Raw genomic sequence first — 15,958 nt, forward strand, 5'->3', positions numbered from 1 at the left:
GCCAAGCAGCCGGCGGTCCCGAGCGACATCGAAAGGACACGAGAGTCATGGTCATCCTGATTCGCGGGGCGGAGATCTGTGCCCCCGAGCCGCTCGGAATGCGCGACATCCTCGTGGAGGGCTCACGTATCGCCCACCTCGGCCAGGTGGATCGCGACATAGTCGCGCAGTTGCCGGCTTCGGCAGTCATCGATGCCGACGGCCTGACTGCTGTGCCCGGTTTCATCGACCCCCATGTGCACATCATCGGAGGCGGAGGCGAAGGCGGATACGCGACCCGCACTCCCGAGATCGACATCGGCGACATCATCCGCGCAGGAGTGACCACTGTCGTCGGCTGCCTCGGCACCGACTCCATCACCCGCTCTCACCGCGGCCTCCTTGCCAAAGCACGAGGCCTCGAGGAAGAGGGCATCACGACATTCGTCTACACCGGCAGCTACCAGCTTCCGGCACGAACTGTCACCGGTTCCGTCGCCGACGACATCGTCCTCATCGACAAAGTGATCGGGGCCGGCGAGATCGCCATCTCCGAAAGGCGGTCGTTCCAACCGACGATCGAAGAACTCGCCGACATCGTCAGCCAATGCCATGTCGGCGGACTGCTCAGCGGAAAGGCCGGTGTCACTCACTTCCACGTCGGATCGCATTCGACTCGGCTCGCACCCCTGCATCGTCTCCTCGACGATTATCCGATTGCCCCGCCCGCCGTGTATGCCACCCACATCACCCGTGATGACGAGCTCATCGCCGAGGCGGTCGACCTCGCGGCCAAAGGCGCCTTCGTCGACATGACCGCCGGAGCGTCCACCGTCGAAGCGGTGAAGAAGTTCGTTGAATTCGGCGGCCATCTCGACCGACTCACCCTGTCCTCGGACGCCAACGGCAGCCTGCCGAAGTTCGATGCTCACGGACGTCTGACGGAACTCCAGGTGGCATACCAGACGACGCTGTACGACCAGGTGTGGGCGTGCGCTGATTCCAGCGGCCTGCCCCTGTCGCAGGCTCTTTCGTTCGTCACCGCCAACACTGCAGACGCCCTGAAGCTCCCACGCAAGGGACGAATCCGTCCGGGCGGTGACGCCGATCTGCTGCTCGTCGACGCAGAGCACTCAATCGAGCACGGATTCGCACTGGGCCGGCCGACCATCAGCAGGGGCGAGCTGCTGGTCAGAAGCACATTCGATCAGAGGCCAGGCTGAACCCGGTCAGCCTCGCGTGACCCGCGCGGACTTCCGCTGCGCGTACTCGGCAGGGCTGAAACCGGTGACGCGAACGAAATCCGTGCTGAAGTGCGATTGATCGAACCATCCGAAGTGCGCGCCGAGGTCGGCCAGAGTTCCGTCCCACCCGCGGTCGATCGCTGCGACCGCGTCGATGATCCGTGCCCTGGCCAAGACCTTCTTCACCCCGACTCCGCAGAAGCTGCTGAATATCCGCTGCAGCGTACGCTCACCGATATCGGCTCTCTCCGAGAGGACCTTCATGCTCACGACTTCGGGGTCGGACAGGATGTCGAGCACCCGCTTCAATCGTTCGAACGACGGGGTCATCTGCGGCCGCCAGGACAGCAGCCAGCTTTCCACCGATGCGGCCAATTCGCTGAAGTCGAACGCCCCGGCACTCTGCGACTGCGCAAACATCTCGGAGAGTCCGAGGTCGGCATCCAACCTCGGAAACCACAGTTCGGCAGGGACGGTCGAATCACGGATGCTCGCCGGCTTCTCCTCGGAGAACGCCAGTGTCGCACCCGGCTGAAAGTTCACGCCGAAGACTCCGCCGCGTCCGAAGATTCCCACATCGAAGCGCCGTTTGGTGACCGGACCGGTCACCCATGCCCCAGGCCCGTCCACGTGCGCCCGCCGGCTGTCGCCGAACTCGAAGGTCAGGTGGATGGTCGGTTCGGACAAGGTAGCCGTCTGATAGCTCTCGCCCTCCGGCAGATCCCATTCGACGGCCCAATAGCGTTTGACGAAGGGGCGCAGGCGCTCGGCGACGACACGAACGGACGAATAACGCGCATGCTCGAGCATCTCCCCCGGCTTGAGCACACGTCCGAAGAAGTGCTGCGGCATTGACGCATTTTTCCTAGTGACGTCGTCGTCCATGGCACAAGAATGTCAGACATGATCGAAACACAGAAGACCGACACCGCCGCGACCACCGCCGACAACTCCGCCCCATCACCCGTCGCCACACTGGCGATGGTCACTCTTGACGCCCCGAACGCTGCCGTTCTCGGAGAGTTCTACTCTTCCGTCCTCGGCTGGCCCATCGCCTATTCGGACGAGAACTATGCCATGCTCACCGGTCCCAGCCATGCACTGGGCATCGGCACGATCCCGGACTACCAGAGACCGAGCTGGCCCGACGACGGACACAAGCAGTTCCACCTCGACCTCGCCGCCGACGACATCCATGCGGCAGCCGATCGCTGCGTCGAACTCGGAGCCACCCGGGCCGAACCGCAGCCCGGTGAGACCTGGGTCGTGCTCCTCGATCCCGCCGGTCATCCGTTCTGCATCTCGGACGCAGAGAACTGGGGCTGAGCATCCCCGCAGACCTGACAGCCGAGCCCTCAGCTCCGCCCGACCTTGTCCACCCGCACAATGTAGTGAGACCCATCGAGACCATCGACGAGGATCGTGGCCTCATGCTTCGCATTCCCTCCGGAGACGATCCAGTTGGGTTTGAGCACTCCGCGCAGACCGCCCGCCGGAGCGATCTCGATGCCCATTCCGAGCTTCACCGTCTTGACGACTTTCGCACGCGCCACTGATCGCGCGGTCCGCTCCGCCTCGTCCTGAGTCGGCAGCGGTCCCGACTGCTCGCCGATCAGACGGGGCCACTCCGATGATCCCACCGTGGTGCCACGAGGGGTGAAGTCGGCGATCATGCCCCTACCCGACACTGCATTGACGAGCACATCCATGCGCTGCTCCGGCCCGGCTGCGCTCCGCCGGAGGAGTCCGCGAGTACGCACGTCGAGGGCGGCCCACCAGAACGGATGATGCACCGCTTGGACCTCGGCGAGCGCGTCAGGGAGTTTGCGCTGGAAGACGGCGAGCGCCTCGGCGGCGGTGACGTGCGGGTCCATCCGCACCGGATCCTCAGCCCGCGGATCCGGGCCGACCGGGCGCCCGGTTCCGATCTCGGCACTCATCTCAGACGTCCTTCGGAACCTGACCGGCCAGGGAATCGTTCTGACCGGTGAGCATGTGTGCTGGGATCGCGCCGATCTTGTCGGTCTCCTTCATCGCCTCGAGGACGTGGGCAGGCACCGGATGCGAACGTTGAGTGGCCAGGGAGACGAGGATGAGGGCCAGGGTCGAGCACACGATGCCGACTCCCATCGGGTCGACTCCGGTGACGTCGACGAGTCCCGTCAGCTGCCAGACGACGGACGACACGGTGCCGGCGATCATCGACCAGATCGCTCCGGGCACGTTCGCCTTCTTCCACCAGGCGGCGGCGATGTAGACGGGGACGAACGCGGCGCCGAGCACCGTGGTCGAGAAGATGACCACCTCGGCGACGGCCGGCGGATCATTCACGGCGACGAAGTAGCCGATGATCGCCAGCACGAGAACGGTGAACCGGGAGACCCAGACGGACTGCTGGTCGGACATGTCCTTCTTGAAGAATCGTTGGAACAGATCCTGGCTGGCGATCGTGCCCGACTGCAGCAGCAGAGCGTCGGCTGTGGACATGATCGCAGCCATGATTCCGGCCATGACGATGCCTACGGCGAAGTTCGGCAGCACAGTGTCTGCGACTTCGAAGACCGCGAGCTCCGGATTGTCCAGAGTCGGCAGCAGGATGAGCGCCATGATACCGACGATGTAGGGAGCGGGGATGAACAGCAGGTTGAAGCCGGTGGCGTAGAGGCTGGCGCGCCTGGCCACCGAGGGCCGCTTCATCGCCATATGGCTGACGTTGACATGCGGCCATCCCATATAGCCGATGGAGAAGACGAGGACGGCGCCGACGATGACTCCCCATTGGACGGATTCGATCCCGTCCGGTCCCCACATGGTCAGCAGGTTCGGGTTGATCTGTCCGACCGCCTCGTTGCCGGCTGTCCACCCGCCCACAGCCTGCAGACATCCGATGAGGATCCACACCATGCCGATGAGCATGATGATCGCCTGCACGAAGTCGGTGTAGGCCACGGCGAGGTAGCCGCCGAGGAAGGTGTAGAAGACGATTACGCCGACGGCGATGAGCAGCGCCCAGGCATATGGAATGCCGGTGACCATCTCGAGTCCGCGCCCGCCGGCGATGAACTGACTCATCACATAGAAGAAGATGCAGAATAGGGCGACCGGCGCGGCGATCGCGCGGATCCACTTCGACGGATACCGATGTTCGAGGTATTCGATCGAGGTGAGTGACCCGAGGATCTGGGAGAGCTTGCGCATCCGCCGACCCAGGATCGAGAGGTTGAGGACACCGCCGCCGATGTCGCCCATCGCGTACCACAGAGAGAAGTATCCCTTCGTATACGCCAGAGATCCCGCGCCGAGGAACATGTACCCCGACATCGACGACGACTGCAGGCGCAGAGCCGTGACCGCAGCGCCCAGGCTGCGACCGCCGAGCAGATATCCCTCGCTGCCCTTCGACCCGATCTTGAGCGTCCACACGCCGATGCCCGCCATGGCGAGGAAGTAGATGACGAGGAACCAGGTTTCGATGTTCATGCCGCTCCCCCGTTTCCTTTCGCCGAGGCGGCCCCACCGTCTCGTCCGTCCGCTCCGTTCGCGGTTCTCGCCAGGGCCTGATCCTCAGCCATGTCCTCGGCCTTCCAACCGCGGGAGAGGAAGACGAAGACGAGGGTGTAGATCACCCAGATCGCGGGGATGCCGACGATGATGACGACCGTCGCCGTCGGAAGACCGAACACGTTGACCACCTCGTTGTGATGCGGGAATACAGATGATGTGAGTGAGATTACAAGTTATCGCGAGAAGCCTGAGACTGCAGCGCCGAGTTCGCATGGTGGGAACGCGGGGCACGACTGTCTGACCGACCTGTCGGTTCGATGCGCGTGTCCGTTCCGCAGCGCGGGCTCACTCAACGGTGAACTGGCGCTCGTGGAGTCCCGTCGCGGCACCCGGAATGGCGGGCCGGCGTTCCGAGGTCTGCACGTTTCCGTCCTGGTCGACCGCGCGCACGCTGACCGTGTGCGTGCCGGTGCTCAGTCCCGTGTGCTCGCATCGCCACTGGCGCCAGGTGTCGGCGGTGAGTTCTTCGCTGAGTTCCGCTTCCGCCCAGTCGCCGTTGTCGATGCGCACCTGCACCTTCTCGATGCCTGTGTGCTGCGCCCAGGCCATGCCTGCGGTGACGACCCGGCCGCCGCTCTTGGGCGTGACAGTGGCCCCGGGGCGGGGCACGTCGATGCGCGAGGCCACCAGCACGGGTCCGTGCGTGGCCCAGCCGCGCGTCGTCCAATATGCCTCTTTGTCCGCGAACCGGGTGATTTCGAGATCGGTCACCCATTTCGTTGCCGAGACGTAGCCGTAGAGTCCGGGGACGACCAGGCGTGCCGGGTATCCGTGGTCGCGTGGCAGAGCATGACCGTTCATGGCCACGGCCAGCAGGGCCGCGCGATCGTCGGTGAGCACTTCGAGTGGGGTGGAGGCGGTGAAACCGTCATCGGAGCCCGAGAGCACCATGTCCGCACCGGAGTGCGGTTTCGCCCGTGCCAGCAGGTCCCGGATCGGATAGCCCAGCCATTTCGCATTGCCCACCAGGTCGCCGCCGACCTCGTTCGAGACGCAGGCCAGGGTCACATAGTGCTCCTGGAGCGGGAGGTCGAGGAGTTCGGCCATCGTGATCGTGTACCCGTGCTCGACCATGCCGTGGACGCGCAGCATCCACGTTCCTGCGTCGATCGACGGCGGGAAGAGCGCTGTGTCGATGCGGTAGAAATCCTGGGTCTCCGTGACCAGCGGGGTCAGTCCGGGAACGTCGAGTTCCGCTCCGGTGGGAATCTCCGGCGCCGAGGCGGCCGGTTGTGGGAGGACGAGCTTCGTCACCGTGCCTGCCGCACTGCGGGCCAGTGTGGCCGCGGACTGCCCGGCCGCGATGGCGGCGATGCCGACCGCGCTCAGTCCCGCGGCCAACCCGAAGAAGGCCCGTCGACCCGGCCTGGCCGGAGTTCGATGCTGCGTGTCGGCTCCGGCTTCCTCGGTGTCGGAGCGAGCCTCAGTGCCTCCATCGGTGAGAGCCGGGACAGTCGCGAGGTGGAGGAGGACGAGGAAGGCTGCGGCCCCGGCGGCGATTCCGCCGAGACTCGGCAGGGTGGCCACAAGCCCGGCACCGGAGCTGAAGCCGACGACGGCAGGCAGCAGGCCGAAACCGATGAGCAGGACGAGCGCCAGAGCGCGACGGCGAGCGCCGATCCACCCGATGATCGCACCGCACCCGGCACCGCCTGCCACGATGGTGATGACGAGGGCGAGTTTGTCGTGAGTGCCGAAGACCGCGATCGCGGACTTGATGAGCACGGTCGGCATCAGCGGGATGAGTGCCTGGCCGATGAGCAGAGCAGGAGCCGACGCCACGTCCAGGCTGCGGGCGATGAGTTCGGCCGTGCCGAAATAGATGAGCGTCGCGACGACCCCGGCGAGTACGGACGGCCAGGTGCGCTGAGTGCTCCCCACCAGGCCCTCCCTCTCCCTCATGTTCAGGCCAGGTTTCGACGCAGGCGCACGGCCGCCTCGGTGAGGGTGCTGATGCGGTTCTCGCGATCGGGTTCGGGCAGTGTCCGAGCCGAACGCAGTCCGTGTTCGAGGAGCACGACGACCTGATCGGCGAGGTTCTGATCTCCGAGTTCGGGGACTGGCCGGGCATCGGATCCGATCCATGAGAACTCGGCCAGGGCCTCACGGATGACAGCACGTCTGCTCGGTGCCGGTGGGGCCGCCTCGTCGAGTTGGGCAGTGGTCAGGGAGATGATCCGGATGCGCAGGCGGCGCACCTCGGTCTCGAGTTCCGCCGCTGCCGTGGTCATGGACTCATGATAGTCCTCGTCGATGGGAACAGCGGCGGAACCCCAGACGATGATCAGGTGTCGGCCACCCAGACGGTCATGGTTTCCTGATAGGTGTCCAGGGCTTCCGGGCCGTTGTCGCGGCCCCAGAATCCGGACTGTCGCAGTCCGCCGAACGGCGTGGCTTCGGTGCCTTCGCTGTAGCCGTTGATCGCGAGGGTGCCCACGCGGATCCGGCTCGCCCACCACCGCACTTGGGCGATATCCTCGCACCACACGCTCGACGCCAGCCCATAGGGTTCGCCGTTGATGAGGTCCACAGCGTCGTCGCGATTGGTGCGTCGCAGCAGCTGGGTCACGGGGCCGAAGATCTCTCCACGGCCGAGTTCGCTGGCATCGGGCACGCCTTCGATGACGGTCGGCGGATACCAGGTGCCGATGTCGGGGACGTCGGCACGGGTGTTGAGGATCCGCGCTCCCTTCTCCACGGCTTCGTCGACCCAGGCGGTGATGCGATCGCGGGCGCGAGCATTGATCACCGGGCCGACGTCCGTATCGGCGTCGAACGGATCGCCGACGGTGAGTGCCTCGGTCGCCGTGATGAGTGCGGTGCGGAACTCGGCGAACCTCTCGTCATCGTCGCCGACGTAGATCACCCGAGAGGCGGCGGTGCAGTTCTGGCCGCTGGTGCCGAAGGACGCACCGGCGATGTCGGCGGCGATCGCCTCGAAATCCGTGGCGTGTGCGGAGTCGACGATATAACCGGCCCGTCCGCCGAGTTCGAGGGACACCTTCTTGAGGTTCGAACGGGCCGAGGACTCGAGGAAGGACCTGCCGACGGGTCCCGAACCGGTGAAGGTGAGCACGTCGATGTCGTTGTGCAGACCCATCGCGGCGCCGATCGCTGAGCCGGTGCCGGTGAGGACGTTGAGAATGCCGTCGGGCACCCCTGCCTCGGTGGCGAGCCTGGCGAGGTGGAGGGCGCTGAGCGTCGAATCCTCAGAGGTCTTGACGACCATCGCATTGCCGGCGGCCAGCGCCGGGGCGATCTTCCAGCCGAGCATGGCCACGGGATAGTTCCACGGCAGGATCGCTCCGACGACCCCGCTGGGCACCTTCGTCACCCAGCCCCAACCGTCAGGATTCTGCAGGTAGCGTCCGTCGTCGCGCGAGATGAGGTCGGCGCTCAGTCTGAGGTTCGCGGCGACATCGGGGACGTCTTCCTCGACGCTGCCGAGGGCGACCTTTCCGGCTTCGATGCCGTCGAGGTAGGCGATCTCTGCGGCATCGGCTTCGACGAGGTCGGCGAGGCGACGCAGCACCCGCGCCCGCAGCTTCGCGTCTCCTGCCCAGTCGGCCTCGTTGAAGGCGGTGCGCGCTGTGGCGACGGTGTCATCGAGCTGCTGAACGCTGGCCGCGGACAGGCTTCCGATCACTGTTCCGTCGCTCGGTGAGATGAGACCGATCTCGTCGCCGGTGCCGGTGACGGCGCGGCCGCCGATCCACTGTCCGAAATTGCCGTCGATGATGGCCCGAAGCGCGGTTCGACCGCGGTCCATGAGGGTGTTGTCTGCTGAAGTCGTGGTGCTCATGCTGCGTGTTTCCTCTCCAGTTCGGCGATCGCGTCGCGCAGCGACGCCAATGAGTCAGGGCTGGCTGTCGGCAGGGGTGGACGCACCGGTCCCTGTTCGCGGCCGGTTCGGCCGAGCGCCTGTTTGATGAGTGAGATGAAGGCGGAGTCGCCCTCGATGAGTCCGAGGGCATGCCCGAGGCTTCTCCACAGGTCGACGGCCCCGGCCCAGTCACCTCTGTCGGCGAGCTCCCACAGTCTCTGGCAGTGCTCGGGCAGCAGCCACGCCGAGGCCGCCACCCAGCCGCTGGCGCCCTGGGCGAAGCCCTCGAGGGCGATTCCGTCGGCCCCGACGAAGATCTCGGTGTCCTCGCCGAGGCGGTCGCGCAGCTCCCGGACCCTTGTGGCTTCGCCGGAGGTCTCTTTGACGCTCCAGAGTCGGCCGGTCTGCTGGAGCGCGGCGAGGTGGTCCGGGAGCAGGTCGGTGCCGGTGGAGTGGGGATTGTTGTAGACCATGACCGGCAGTTCGGACGCGGTCAGCACCGGGTGCAAGGCGGCGATGACGGCGTCTGGTTCGAGTCCGCCGTAGAAGGGAGGGGTGACCATGACGGCGTCGGCGCCCCAGCCGGCGGCATCCGAGATCTGGGCCGACATCTGCGCCGGGGTGTAGGCCATACAGCCGATGACCACGTGCGCCCGACCGTCGACGGCGGAGACGATGGTCTTGATCTGTGCTTCCCGCTCAGCGGCGCTGAGTGCCAGCGCCTCCCCCGTGGCGCCGAGGCCGAGAAGCCCGGTCACTCCTGAGGCGAGCACCTCCTCGACGCGACTGCCCAGGGCGTCGAGGTTCTGGTCTCCGTCGTCGGAGTAGGGGGTCGTCGGAACGGCGAACACACCGCGCATCGGATTCGTCATCGAATCGTCCTCTCAGGCCATGAGGTCTCTGGTCCGCGCTTCATCGATGAAGACGGTCCGCCGACGCTTCTCGTCGGTATCTCTGACGATAGGCAGAAAAGTGATCACAAGCAATGGGCAGCTCGCAAAGCACGACGAAGGGCGGATCCCCTTCTCGGGGATCCGCCCTTCGTTCAGCGTTCGGCCGCGACCCACTTGCGTGGGGCGAGCACGTCTCTCAGTCTCTGAAGTAGGAGATCAGGCGCAGAATCTCAATGTAGAGCCAGATGAGGGTGACCATGAGGGAGAACGCGCACATCCAGGAGTACTTCTCCGGGATCTTGTGCTTGACCCCTTCTTCGATCATCTGGAAGTCCATGATCAAGGTCATCGCGGCGAGCACGGTGGCCACAAGACCGATGACGATGCCCAGAGGGATGCCGAAGATCTCCATGCTGCGGACCCCTCCGGTTCCGAAGGCCAACCCGAAGACGAGGTTGACGATCGAGAAGATCGCGTAGCCGCCGACGGCGATCACCATGAACTTCATCATCTTCGAGCCGTAGCGCACGCCCTTGAACTTGAAGAGGGCGAGCATGATCGCGAAGACGCTGAGAGTGGCGAGCACGGCCTGGACGACGATGCCGGAGTACAAGGACTCGAAGATCGCGGAGATGCCGCCGAGGAACACACCCTCGAACACGGCATAGCTGATGATCAGGGCCTTGTTCGGTTCCTTCTTGAAGGCGTTGACGAGGCCGAGGACGAGGCCGATGAGCATCGCCGGGAGGGCGAGGACAGGCACGAACCAGCCGACGACGGCACCGGCGAGGAGGATGGCGAAGAGCACACCGGTCTTCATCATCACATCGTCATAGGTCATCGCACGGTCGGCGACCTGGGGCCCGGCATTGCGGTTCTCCGCGGCAGGCTGGTTGAAGAGGTTGTTGAGCTCCTGATCGGACATGACCGGCTGGTTGCGTCCGGCCTGGGCGCCCTGGTTGATCGCCCGGTTCATCATGGGGTTACTCACGGTCGAGATCCTTTCGATCTGAGTAGAATGTGCGCAGCCGGGAGGCTGCACAGATGATCGTTCACGGTCACAGTCTAACCGGACGGTCTGGACGGGAACTGAGGATTCCCGCCTGCAGCGTCCGACGTTGCACGATCGTGATGCTGTGGTGGACAACACCTGATCGGGCGCGAGAATTCCCGGATCGGCCCATCGGGTGACCGACTCAGCCCATCTGATAGTGAGTGGCCGCGCCCGGTCCCCACGGAATTCCGGTGGCCCACCAGATGAAGAACAGCAGTCCCCAGAGGATGAACATGGCGAAGGACAGCGGGATCGTGAATGAGAGCACCGTACCGATGCCGGCGTCTTTCTTGTATCGCTGGATGAAGCCGAGGACGACGACGAAGTACGGGCTCATCGGGGAGATGATGTTCGTCGTCGAGTCACCGATGCGGTAGAGGGCCTGGGTGGTCTCCGGGGAGATCGACAGCAGCATGAACATCGGGACGAGCACCGGTGCCATGAGCGTCCACAGTCCCGAGCCGGAGGTGAGGAACAGTGCACCCACTGCGACGAGCAGCCATCCACCGAGGAGGATGACGAACGGTCCGGTGTTGAGCGCCCCGAAGACCTCGGCACCCTTGATCGCCATGATCTCGCCGAGGTTGGACATCTTGAACAGCGCGAGGAACTGGCTGGCGGCGAAGAACAGGACGATGACCGGTACGAACGGCAGCAGCCCCTTGCCCATCATCTCCGGGATATCGGCGGTGTGCTTGATCGATCCGGTGGCGTAGCCGTAGACGATGCCGACGATGAAGAAGCCGAAGCCGATGATCGCGGCGATTCCGGCCATCAGACCCGAATCGGGACCGAAGCCTCCGGCTTCATCGCGGAGGAATGACCCGGCGGGCCAGGCGAGGGCGAACAGCACCGCCGCGCAGATGACGATGGCGACGACGGCGATGATGATTCCGCGCTTCTCGTTGGCGTCGAGGGCCATCTTGACGTCGAAGTTGTCAGGATCGTCGTCGGTCTCCTCGTCGAGTTCGATCTGGTCGGCTCGCTTGGACAGAACCAGCTCGGTCACCAGGGTCACCGCGGCAGCGACGACGAACATGGAGATGAAGTTGAAGTAGAAGTTCGCGACCGGGCTGACGGAGTATTCGGCGTCGATGATCTGGGCGGCCGAGGTGGACAGGCCGCCGAGGATCGTGTCGAGCGAGTTGACCATCGGAGCCGCCGAATAGCCTCCCGAGGTCGCGGCATAGGCGACGAGGCAGCCGAGCAGCGGATTGCGGCCGACGGCTTTGAACGCGAGTCCGCCAAGAGGAATCATGATCATGTAGGACGCGTCCGAGGCGATCGATGAGGCGGTTCCGGCCAGGGCCACGATGAACGTGATCCACTTCGGAGAAGCACCTGCGATGGTTCCGCGCAGCATCGCCGGGATGAGTCCGGACTGCTCGGCCACGGCCACGCCGATGAGCACGATGAGGACGAGTCCCAGCGGCGGGAAGGTGACGAAGTTGTTCGTGGCCCCCGCGACGATCTCACGCAGCGACTCGGTGGAGAAGAGATTCGTCACCGTCACCTTCTCGTCCGTGGCCGGATTGACGGCGTTGAGTCCGGTGGACGCGAAGATCGCCGAGAGGATCATGACGATGACTGCCAGCGAGAGGAACAGCCAGAACGGGTGGGGCAGTTTGTTGCCGGCCTTCTCGATGATGACGAGGACGCGCATCAGCCAGCTGAGTTCTGACTTGTCGCTCTGCTTCTCATCGGTGGCAGCGGAGGTGCTCGCCATAGGGGTCTCCTCGGTCGTCTCGGCACCGATCGGTGCGCTGGGCCGTGTGCCGCACATGTGAGTGCGATCACGTCGAAGAGACAAGTATCGTGAACAATCCCCGTTGTGTCACGGCGGTCTCAAATACCGGATACACCGGGGTGGGGCGCCACCCGAACCCCGCCGAGGCGGTCGTGCGGTTCCGTTCTCACCGACGTCGGTGAATGTGCGAGGGCGCCGACCGCAGAATCTGCGATCGGCGCCCTCTCGACCGGCAGGCGACTCAGCACCTCAGAACAGGGTGGGCCGCCTCGGCGATATCAGCGCTCGAGGTCGCCGCGGATGAACGCTTCGACGGCTTCGTGGGCGGCGTCGTCGTCCTGCTGCTCCGGGGGCGACTTCATGAAGTACGAGGAGGCGGAGATGAGGGCTCCGCCGATTCCGCGGTCGAGGCCGATCTTCGCCGCACGTACGGCGTCGATGATGACGCCGGCGGAGTTCGGCGAGTCCCACACCTCGAGCTTGTATTCCAGGGACACGGGGGCGTCGCCGAAGTTGCGGCCTTCGAGGCGGACGAAGGCCCACTTGCGGTCGTCGAGCCATTCGACGTAGTCGCTGGGTCCGATGTGGACGTCGCGGTCGGACAGCTGGGCGGAAGTGTTCGAGGTAACGGCCTGAGTCTTCGAGATCTTCTTCGATTCGAGGCGCTGCCGCTCGAGCATGTTCTTGAAGTCCATGTTGCCGCCGACGTTGAGCTGGTAGGTCCGATCGAGGACGACGCCGCGGTCTTCGAACAGCTTCGCCATCACACGGTGGGTGATGGTCGCACCGATCTGGGACTTGATGTCGTCGCCGACGATCGGGACACCGGCGGCACGGAACTTCTCGTCCCATTCCTTGGTGCCGGCGATGAACACGGGCAGGGCGTTGACGAAGGCGACCTTCGCGTCGATCGCAGCCTGAGCATAGAACTCGACGGCCTTCTGCGAACCGACGGGCAGATAGCACACGAGCACATCCGCCTCGGCGTCCTTGAGAGCCTTGACCACGTCGACGGCCTCGCGATCGGATTCGACGATCGTGTCGCGGTAGTACTCGCCGAGCCCGTCGAGGGTGGGTCCGCGCAGGACCTCGATGCCGGTCGGCTCCACATCGGCGAGCTTGATGGTGTTGTTCTCGCTGGCAGTGATCGCCTCGGCGATGTCGACGCCGACCTTCTTGCCGTCGACGTCGAAGGCGGCAACGAAATCGATGTCACCGACGTGATAGTCCCCGAACTCCACGTGCATAAGGCCGGGAACCTTCGTCCCGGGCGACGCGTTCCGGTAGTACTCCACGCCTTGGATCAGGGACGAGGCGCAGTTGCCCAGTCCGGCAATCGCGACTCGAATCGATTTCGTTCCCACAATTCTCCTTTGTCTGTTTGGGTTTCACCGAGCGGCGGGAATGTCCCACGCGGGCGGTTCGCCCTGCGGGGCTTGGCTTCGGCCCCAACTATCCATAATAATCTCCGCGTCAAAATGCCGGACACCGGCATCCGATCGCGGCAGCGCTCGTCTCAGCTGACGACCAGAGGTTCGAGGACCAGGTCGGGGTGGTTCTTCTGCACGCCCTGCAGCCGCCACCGGTCGGAGAACAGCGCCAGCAGCTCTCCGTCGGAGCGGTGGAGGACCTCGACCGAGCGTTCCCGGGCCAGGGTCGGCACGCATTCGGGAGTGGTGCGTCGGGCGAGGGAGAAGTTGAGGCGCTCCAGGGTGCAGGGAGCGTTGAATTCGTTGGTCATCCGGTCTTCGGCGACTTCGAACTGCATGGGTCCGACGGCGCCGAGCACGGGTGCCTGATCACCGCGCAGGTCCGAACGCAGCACCTGGATGACGCCTTCGTGGTCGAGCTGTTCGATGCCGCGGCGGAACTGCTTGTACTTCGAGGAGTCCTTGGCACGGATGACCATGAAGTGTTCGGGTGAGAACGTCGGGATGCCGGGGAACTCGACCTTCTTGTCGAGGTAGAGGGAATCACCGACGCGCAGAGCGGAGGCGTTGACCAATCCGACGACATCTCCCGGGAACGCTTCGTCGACGACATCGCGGTCGCGACCGAAGACCTGCTGAGCGTATTTCGTGGCGAAGGGTTTGCCGGTGCTGGCGTGGGTGAGCACGGTTCCGCGTTCGAAGACTCCCGAGCAGACTCGGATGTAGGCGAGTCGGTCGCGGTGGTGGGAGTCCATTCCGGCCTGCACCTTGAAGACGAATCCGGAGAAGGGATCGTCGACGGGGCGGGGCTGGTCGTCCTTGTCCAGGCGGGCCTCGGCGGGTGGGGCGAGGTCGACGAGGAGGTCGAGGAGTTTGTGGATGCCGAAGTTGAGCACGGCCGAGGCGAACATCACCGGGGTCGACTTGCCGGCGAGGAAGGTCTCCTGGTCGTGGTTCTGGTCTTCCATCTCCAGCAGATCGGACTCATCGACAGCGGTCGTCCACGCATCGCCTTCGAGGTCGGCGGCCGCCTCGGACGTGTAGGTGTCCTCACCGGCGATCGTGGCGCCTCCGTCGGTGCGGGTGTATTTCGTGTACTCACCGCTGATGCGGTCGAGGACTCCGCGGAAGTCTCCGGACTGCCCGACTGGCCAGGTGATCGGGGTGGGCAGGAGGCCGGTGCGCTGCTGAACCTCGTCCATGAGTTCGAGCGCGTCGAGGCCGGGACGGTCCCACTTGTTGACGACCGTGATGATCGGAATATTGCGATGGGCACAGACTTCGAAGAGCTTCATCGTCTGCGCCTCGAGGCCTTTGGCGGCATCGATGAGCATGACTGCACAGTCGACGGCGGAGAGCACACGGTAGGTGTCCTCGGAGAAGTCGGCGTGGCCAGGGGTGTCGACGAGGTTGAACACGGCGTCGCGGTACTCGAACTGCAGGGCGGCGGAGGAGATCGAGATTCCGCGATCCTGCTCCATCTGCATCCAGTCGGAGACGGTGGCGCGGCGACCGGCCTTGCCGTGGGTGGCTCCGGCCTGGCCGATGGCGCGGGCGTGGAGGGCGAGCGCCTCGGTGGTCGTCGATTTGCCCGCGTCGGGGTGGGAGATGACAGCGAACGTGCGGCGGCGGGACGCCTCGTGTCGGATGTCCTTGACGGAATACTGGCCAGAAGTCACCGCAATATCCTATCGTTCTTCGCGCCCATCCGGCGTGTCCGCTCAGTCACAGTGTGGGGCCAGCTTGTGCCGGGCGTCCGGCGGCCGGAATCGTATGCGCGAGGAGGCCCGTGGGCGTTGAATCCAGCGTCCTGTCGGAATCGGCCCATATGCTGGGGGACGATGTCTGAGGAATTCGTCGAATACGCCGGCCGTTCGGAGCCGAAGGAACGCTGGCTCAAAGCCTTGCCGCTCATCGTCGCGGGAGTCCTGGGAGTACCGCTGCTGTGCGCGGTGATCTGGTTCTCCTGGCAGATTGCGCAGACGACGAAGTACCTCTTCGATCTCGGCACCTCCGGCACCGAGGCGGCCGGGATGGTGCTGCTCAGCCTGTCCGGGGCCTTCTGCCTCATCTTCTATCTCGCGTTCCTCTTCATCGGCACTCGCCGTCGCACGTGGAAGTGGCGCATCTGGTGGAGTGTCGCCACCCTTCTTGCCGCCGGAGCTCTGCCGTTGTGGTGGCTCTGCAGCGGCTTCTTCGCCGACGTCTGACCCTCACCCGCTGC

At 64.9% G+C, this 15,958-nt stretch carries 15 protein-coding genes; 3 read left to right on the top strand and 12 right to left on the bottom strand.

The genetic code is table 11. The features are described from left to right. The first annotated feature begins 47 nt into the window (after positions 1-47). Entirely contained in the window at positions 48-1,202 is a 1,155-nt protein-coding gene (gene iadA / locus ACU4IU_RS02520) for a beta-aspartyl-peptidase (protein WP_446655817.1), read from the top strand. Between the two features lie 6 nt (positions 1,203-1,208). Here the strand turns inward: iadA and ACU4IU_RS02525 are convergent, their stop codons facing one another. Then, a complete protein-coding gene (locus ACU4IU_RS02525; RefSeq protein ID WP_446655818.1) occupies positions 1,209-2,075 on the bottom strand; it encodes a DUF6597 domain-containing transcriptional factor in 867 nt (288 codons plus the stop codon). Positions 2,076-2,126: 51 nt separating this feature from the next. Here ACU4IU_RS02525 and ACU4IU_RS02530 point away from each other — a divergent pair, with 51 nt between their 5' ends. Beyond that, positions 2,127-2,549: a VOC family protein gene (locus ACU4IU_RS02530; protein ID WP_259356562.1), complete on the top strand. Its 423-nt coding sequence runs from the start codon at positions 2,127-2,129 to the stop codon at positions 2,547-2,549. A gap of 29 nt (positions 2,550-2,578) precedes the next feature. Here the strand turns inward: ACU4IU_RS02530 and ACU4IU_RS02535 are convergent, their stop codons facing one another. The 11 genes from ACU4IU_RS02535 to ACU4IU_RS02585 form a co-directional block, all read right to left on the bottom strand. Next, a complete protein-coding gene (locus ACU4IU_RS02535) occupies positions 2,579-3,163 on the bottom strand; it encodes a hypothetical protein (RefSeq protein ID WP_446655819.1) in 585 nt (194 codons plus the stop codon). A 1-nt stretch (position 3,164) separates the two neighbouring features. Further along, positions 3,165-4,703, bottom strand: coding sequence for a sodium/proline symporter (locus ACU4IU_RS02540; RefSeq protein ID WP_446655820.1), 1,539 nt, complete (start codon positions 4,701-4,703; stop codon positions 3,165-3,167). After that, positions 4,700-4,906, bottom strand: coding sequence for a hypothetical protein (locus ACU4IU_RS02545; protein WP_139469641.1), 207 nt, complete (start codon positions 4,904-4,906; stop codon positions 4,700-4,702). Before ACU4IU_RS02545 ends, ACU4IU_RS02540 begins: the two co-directional genes overlap by 4 nt. 166 nt (positions 4,907-5,072) lie before the next feature. Then, on the bottom strand, positions 5,073-6,668 hold the full coding sequence (locus ACU4IU_RS02550; protein ID WP_446655821.1) for a molybdopterin-dependent oxidoreductase: 1,596 nt from the start codon (positions 6,666-6,668) through the stop codon (positions 5,073-5,075). A gap of 23 nt (positions 6,669-6,691) precedes the next feature. Continuing rightward, positions 6,692-7,018: a hypothetical protein gene (locus ACU4IU_RS02555; RefSeq protein WP_446655822.1), complete on the bottom strand. Its 327-nt coding sequence runs from the start codon at positions 7,016-7,018 to the stop codon at positions 6,692-6,694. A gap of 53 nt (positions 7,019-7,071) precedes the next feature. Beyond that, on the bottom strand, positions 7,072-8,589 hold the full coding sequence (locus tag ACU4IU_RS02560) for an aldehyde dehydrogenase family protein (protein ID WP_446655823.1): 1,518 nt from the start codon (positions 8,587-8,589) through the stop codon (positions 7,072-7,074). Beyond that, positions 8,586-9,482: a dihydrodipicolinate synthase family protein gene (locus ACU4IU_RS02565; RefSeq protein WP_446655824.1), complete on the bottom strand. Its 897-nt coding sequence runs from the start codon at positions 9,480-9,482 to the stop codon at positions 8,586-8,588. The genes ACU4IU_RS02560 and ACU4IU_RS02565 overlap by 4 nt, the downstream gene beginning before the upstream one ends. Before the next feature lie 217 nt (positions 9,483-9,699). Beyond that, complete coding sequence (locus ACU4IU_RS02570; protein ID WP_259356861.1) at positions 9,700-10,482, bottom strand: Bax inhibitor-1/YccA family protein; 783 nt, start codon at positions 10,480-10,482, stop codon at positions 9,700-9,702. Between the two features lie 217 nt (positions 10,483-10,699). After that, positions 10,700-12,283, bottom strand: a complete 1,584-nt coding sequence (locus ACU4IU_RS02575; RefSeq protein ID WP_446655825.1) for an AbgT family transporter — start codon at positions 12,281-12,283, stop codon at positions 10,700-10,702. 299 nt (positions 12,284-12,582) lie between these two features. Beyond that, positions 12,583-13,668 (bottom strand): inositol-3-phosphate synthase, encoded by a 1,086-nt coding sequence (locus ACU4IU_RS02580; RefSeq protein ID WP_101545123.1) that lies wholly within the window; start codon positions 13,666-13,668, stop codon positions 12,583-12,585. A 152-nt stretch (positions 13,669-13,820) separates the two neighbouring features. Continuing rightward, entirely contained in the window at positions 13,821-15,413 is a 1,593-nt protein-coding gene (locus ACU4IU_RS02585; protein WP_101545124.1) for a peptide chain release factor 3, read from the bottom strand. Between the two features lie 162 nt (positions 15,414-15,575). On the opposite strand from ACU4IU_RS02585, the gene ACU4IU_RS02590 reads away from it, so the two are divergent. Continuing rightward, on the top strand, positions 15,576-15,944 hold the full coding sequence (locus ACU4IU_RS02590) for a hypothetical protein (RefSeq protein ID WP_446655826.1): 369 nt from the start codon (positions 15,576-15,578) through the stop codon (positions 15,942-15,944). Positions 15,945-15,958 lie beyond the last annotated feature (14 nt).

This window comes from Brevibacterium sp. CSND-B09 (assembly GCF_052906525.1).

Excerpts from the sequence above, each read along its gene's own strand:
- iadA (WP_446655817.1), top strand. The coding sequence starts at position 48 with ATGGTCATCCTGATTCGCGGGGCGGAGATCTGTGCCCCCGAGCCGCTC.
- ACU4IU_RS02525 (WP_446655818.1), bottom strand. The coding sequence starts at position 2,075 with ATGCCGCAGCACTTCTTCGGACGTGTGCTCAAGCCGGGGGAGATGCTC.
- ACU4IU_RS02530 (WP_259356562.1), top strand. The coding sequence starts at position 2,127 with ATGATCGAAACACAGAAGACCGACACCGCCGCGACCACCGCCGACAAC.
- ACU4IU_RS02535 (WP_446655819.1), bottom strand. The coding sequence starts at position 3,163 with ATGAGTGCCGAGATCGGAACCGGGCGCCCGGTCGGCCCGGATCCGCGG.
- ACU4IU_RS02540 (WP_446655820.1), bottom strand. The coding sequence starts at position 4,703 with ATGAACATCGAAACCTGGTTCCTCGTCATCTACTTCCTCGCCATGGCG.
- ACU4IU_RS02555 (WP_446655822.1), bottom strand. The coding sequence starts at position 7,018 with ATGACCACGGCAGCGGCGGAACTCGAGACCGAGGTGCGCCGCCTGCGC.
- ACU4IU_RS02560 (WP_446655823.1), bottom strand. The coding sequence starts at position 8,589 with ATGAGCACCACGACTTCAGCAGACAACACCCTCATGGACCGCGGTCGA.
- ACU4IU_RS02565 (WP_446655824.1), bottom strand. The coding sequence starts at position 9,482 with ATGACGAATCCGATGCGCGGTGTGTTCGCCGTTCCGACGACCCCCTAC.
- ACU4IU_RS02570 (WP_259356861.1), bottom strand. The coding sequence starts at position 10,482 with ATGATGAACCGGGCGATCAACCAGGGCGCCCAGGCCGGACGCAACCAG.
- ACU4IU_RS02575 (WP_446655825.1), bottom strand. The coding sequence starts at position 12,283 with ATGGCGAGCACCTCCGCTGCCACCGATGAGAAGCAGAGCGACAAGTCA.
- ACU4IU_RS02590 (WP_446655826.1), top strand. The coding sequence starts at position 15,576 with ATGTCTGAGGAATTCGTCGAATACGCCGGCCGTTCGGAGCCGAAGGAA.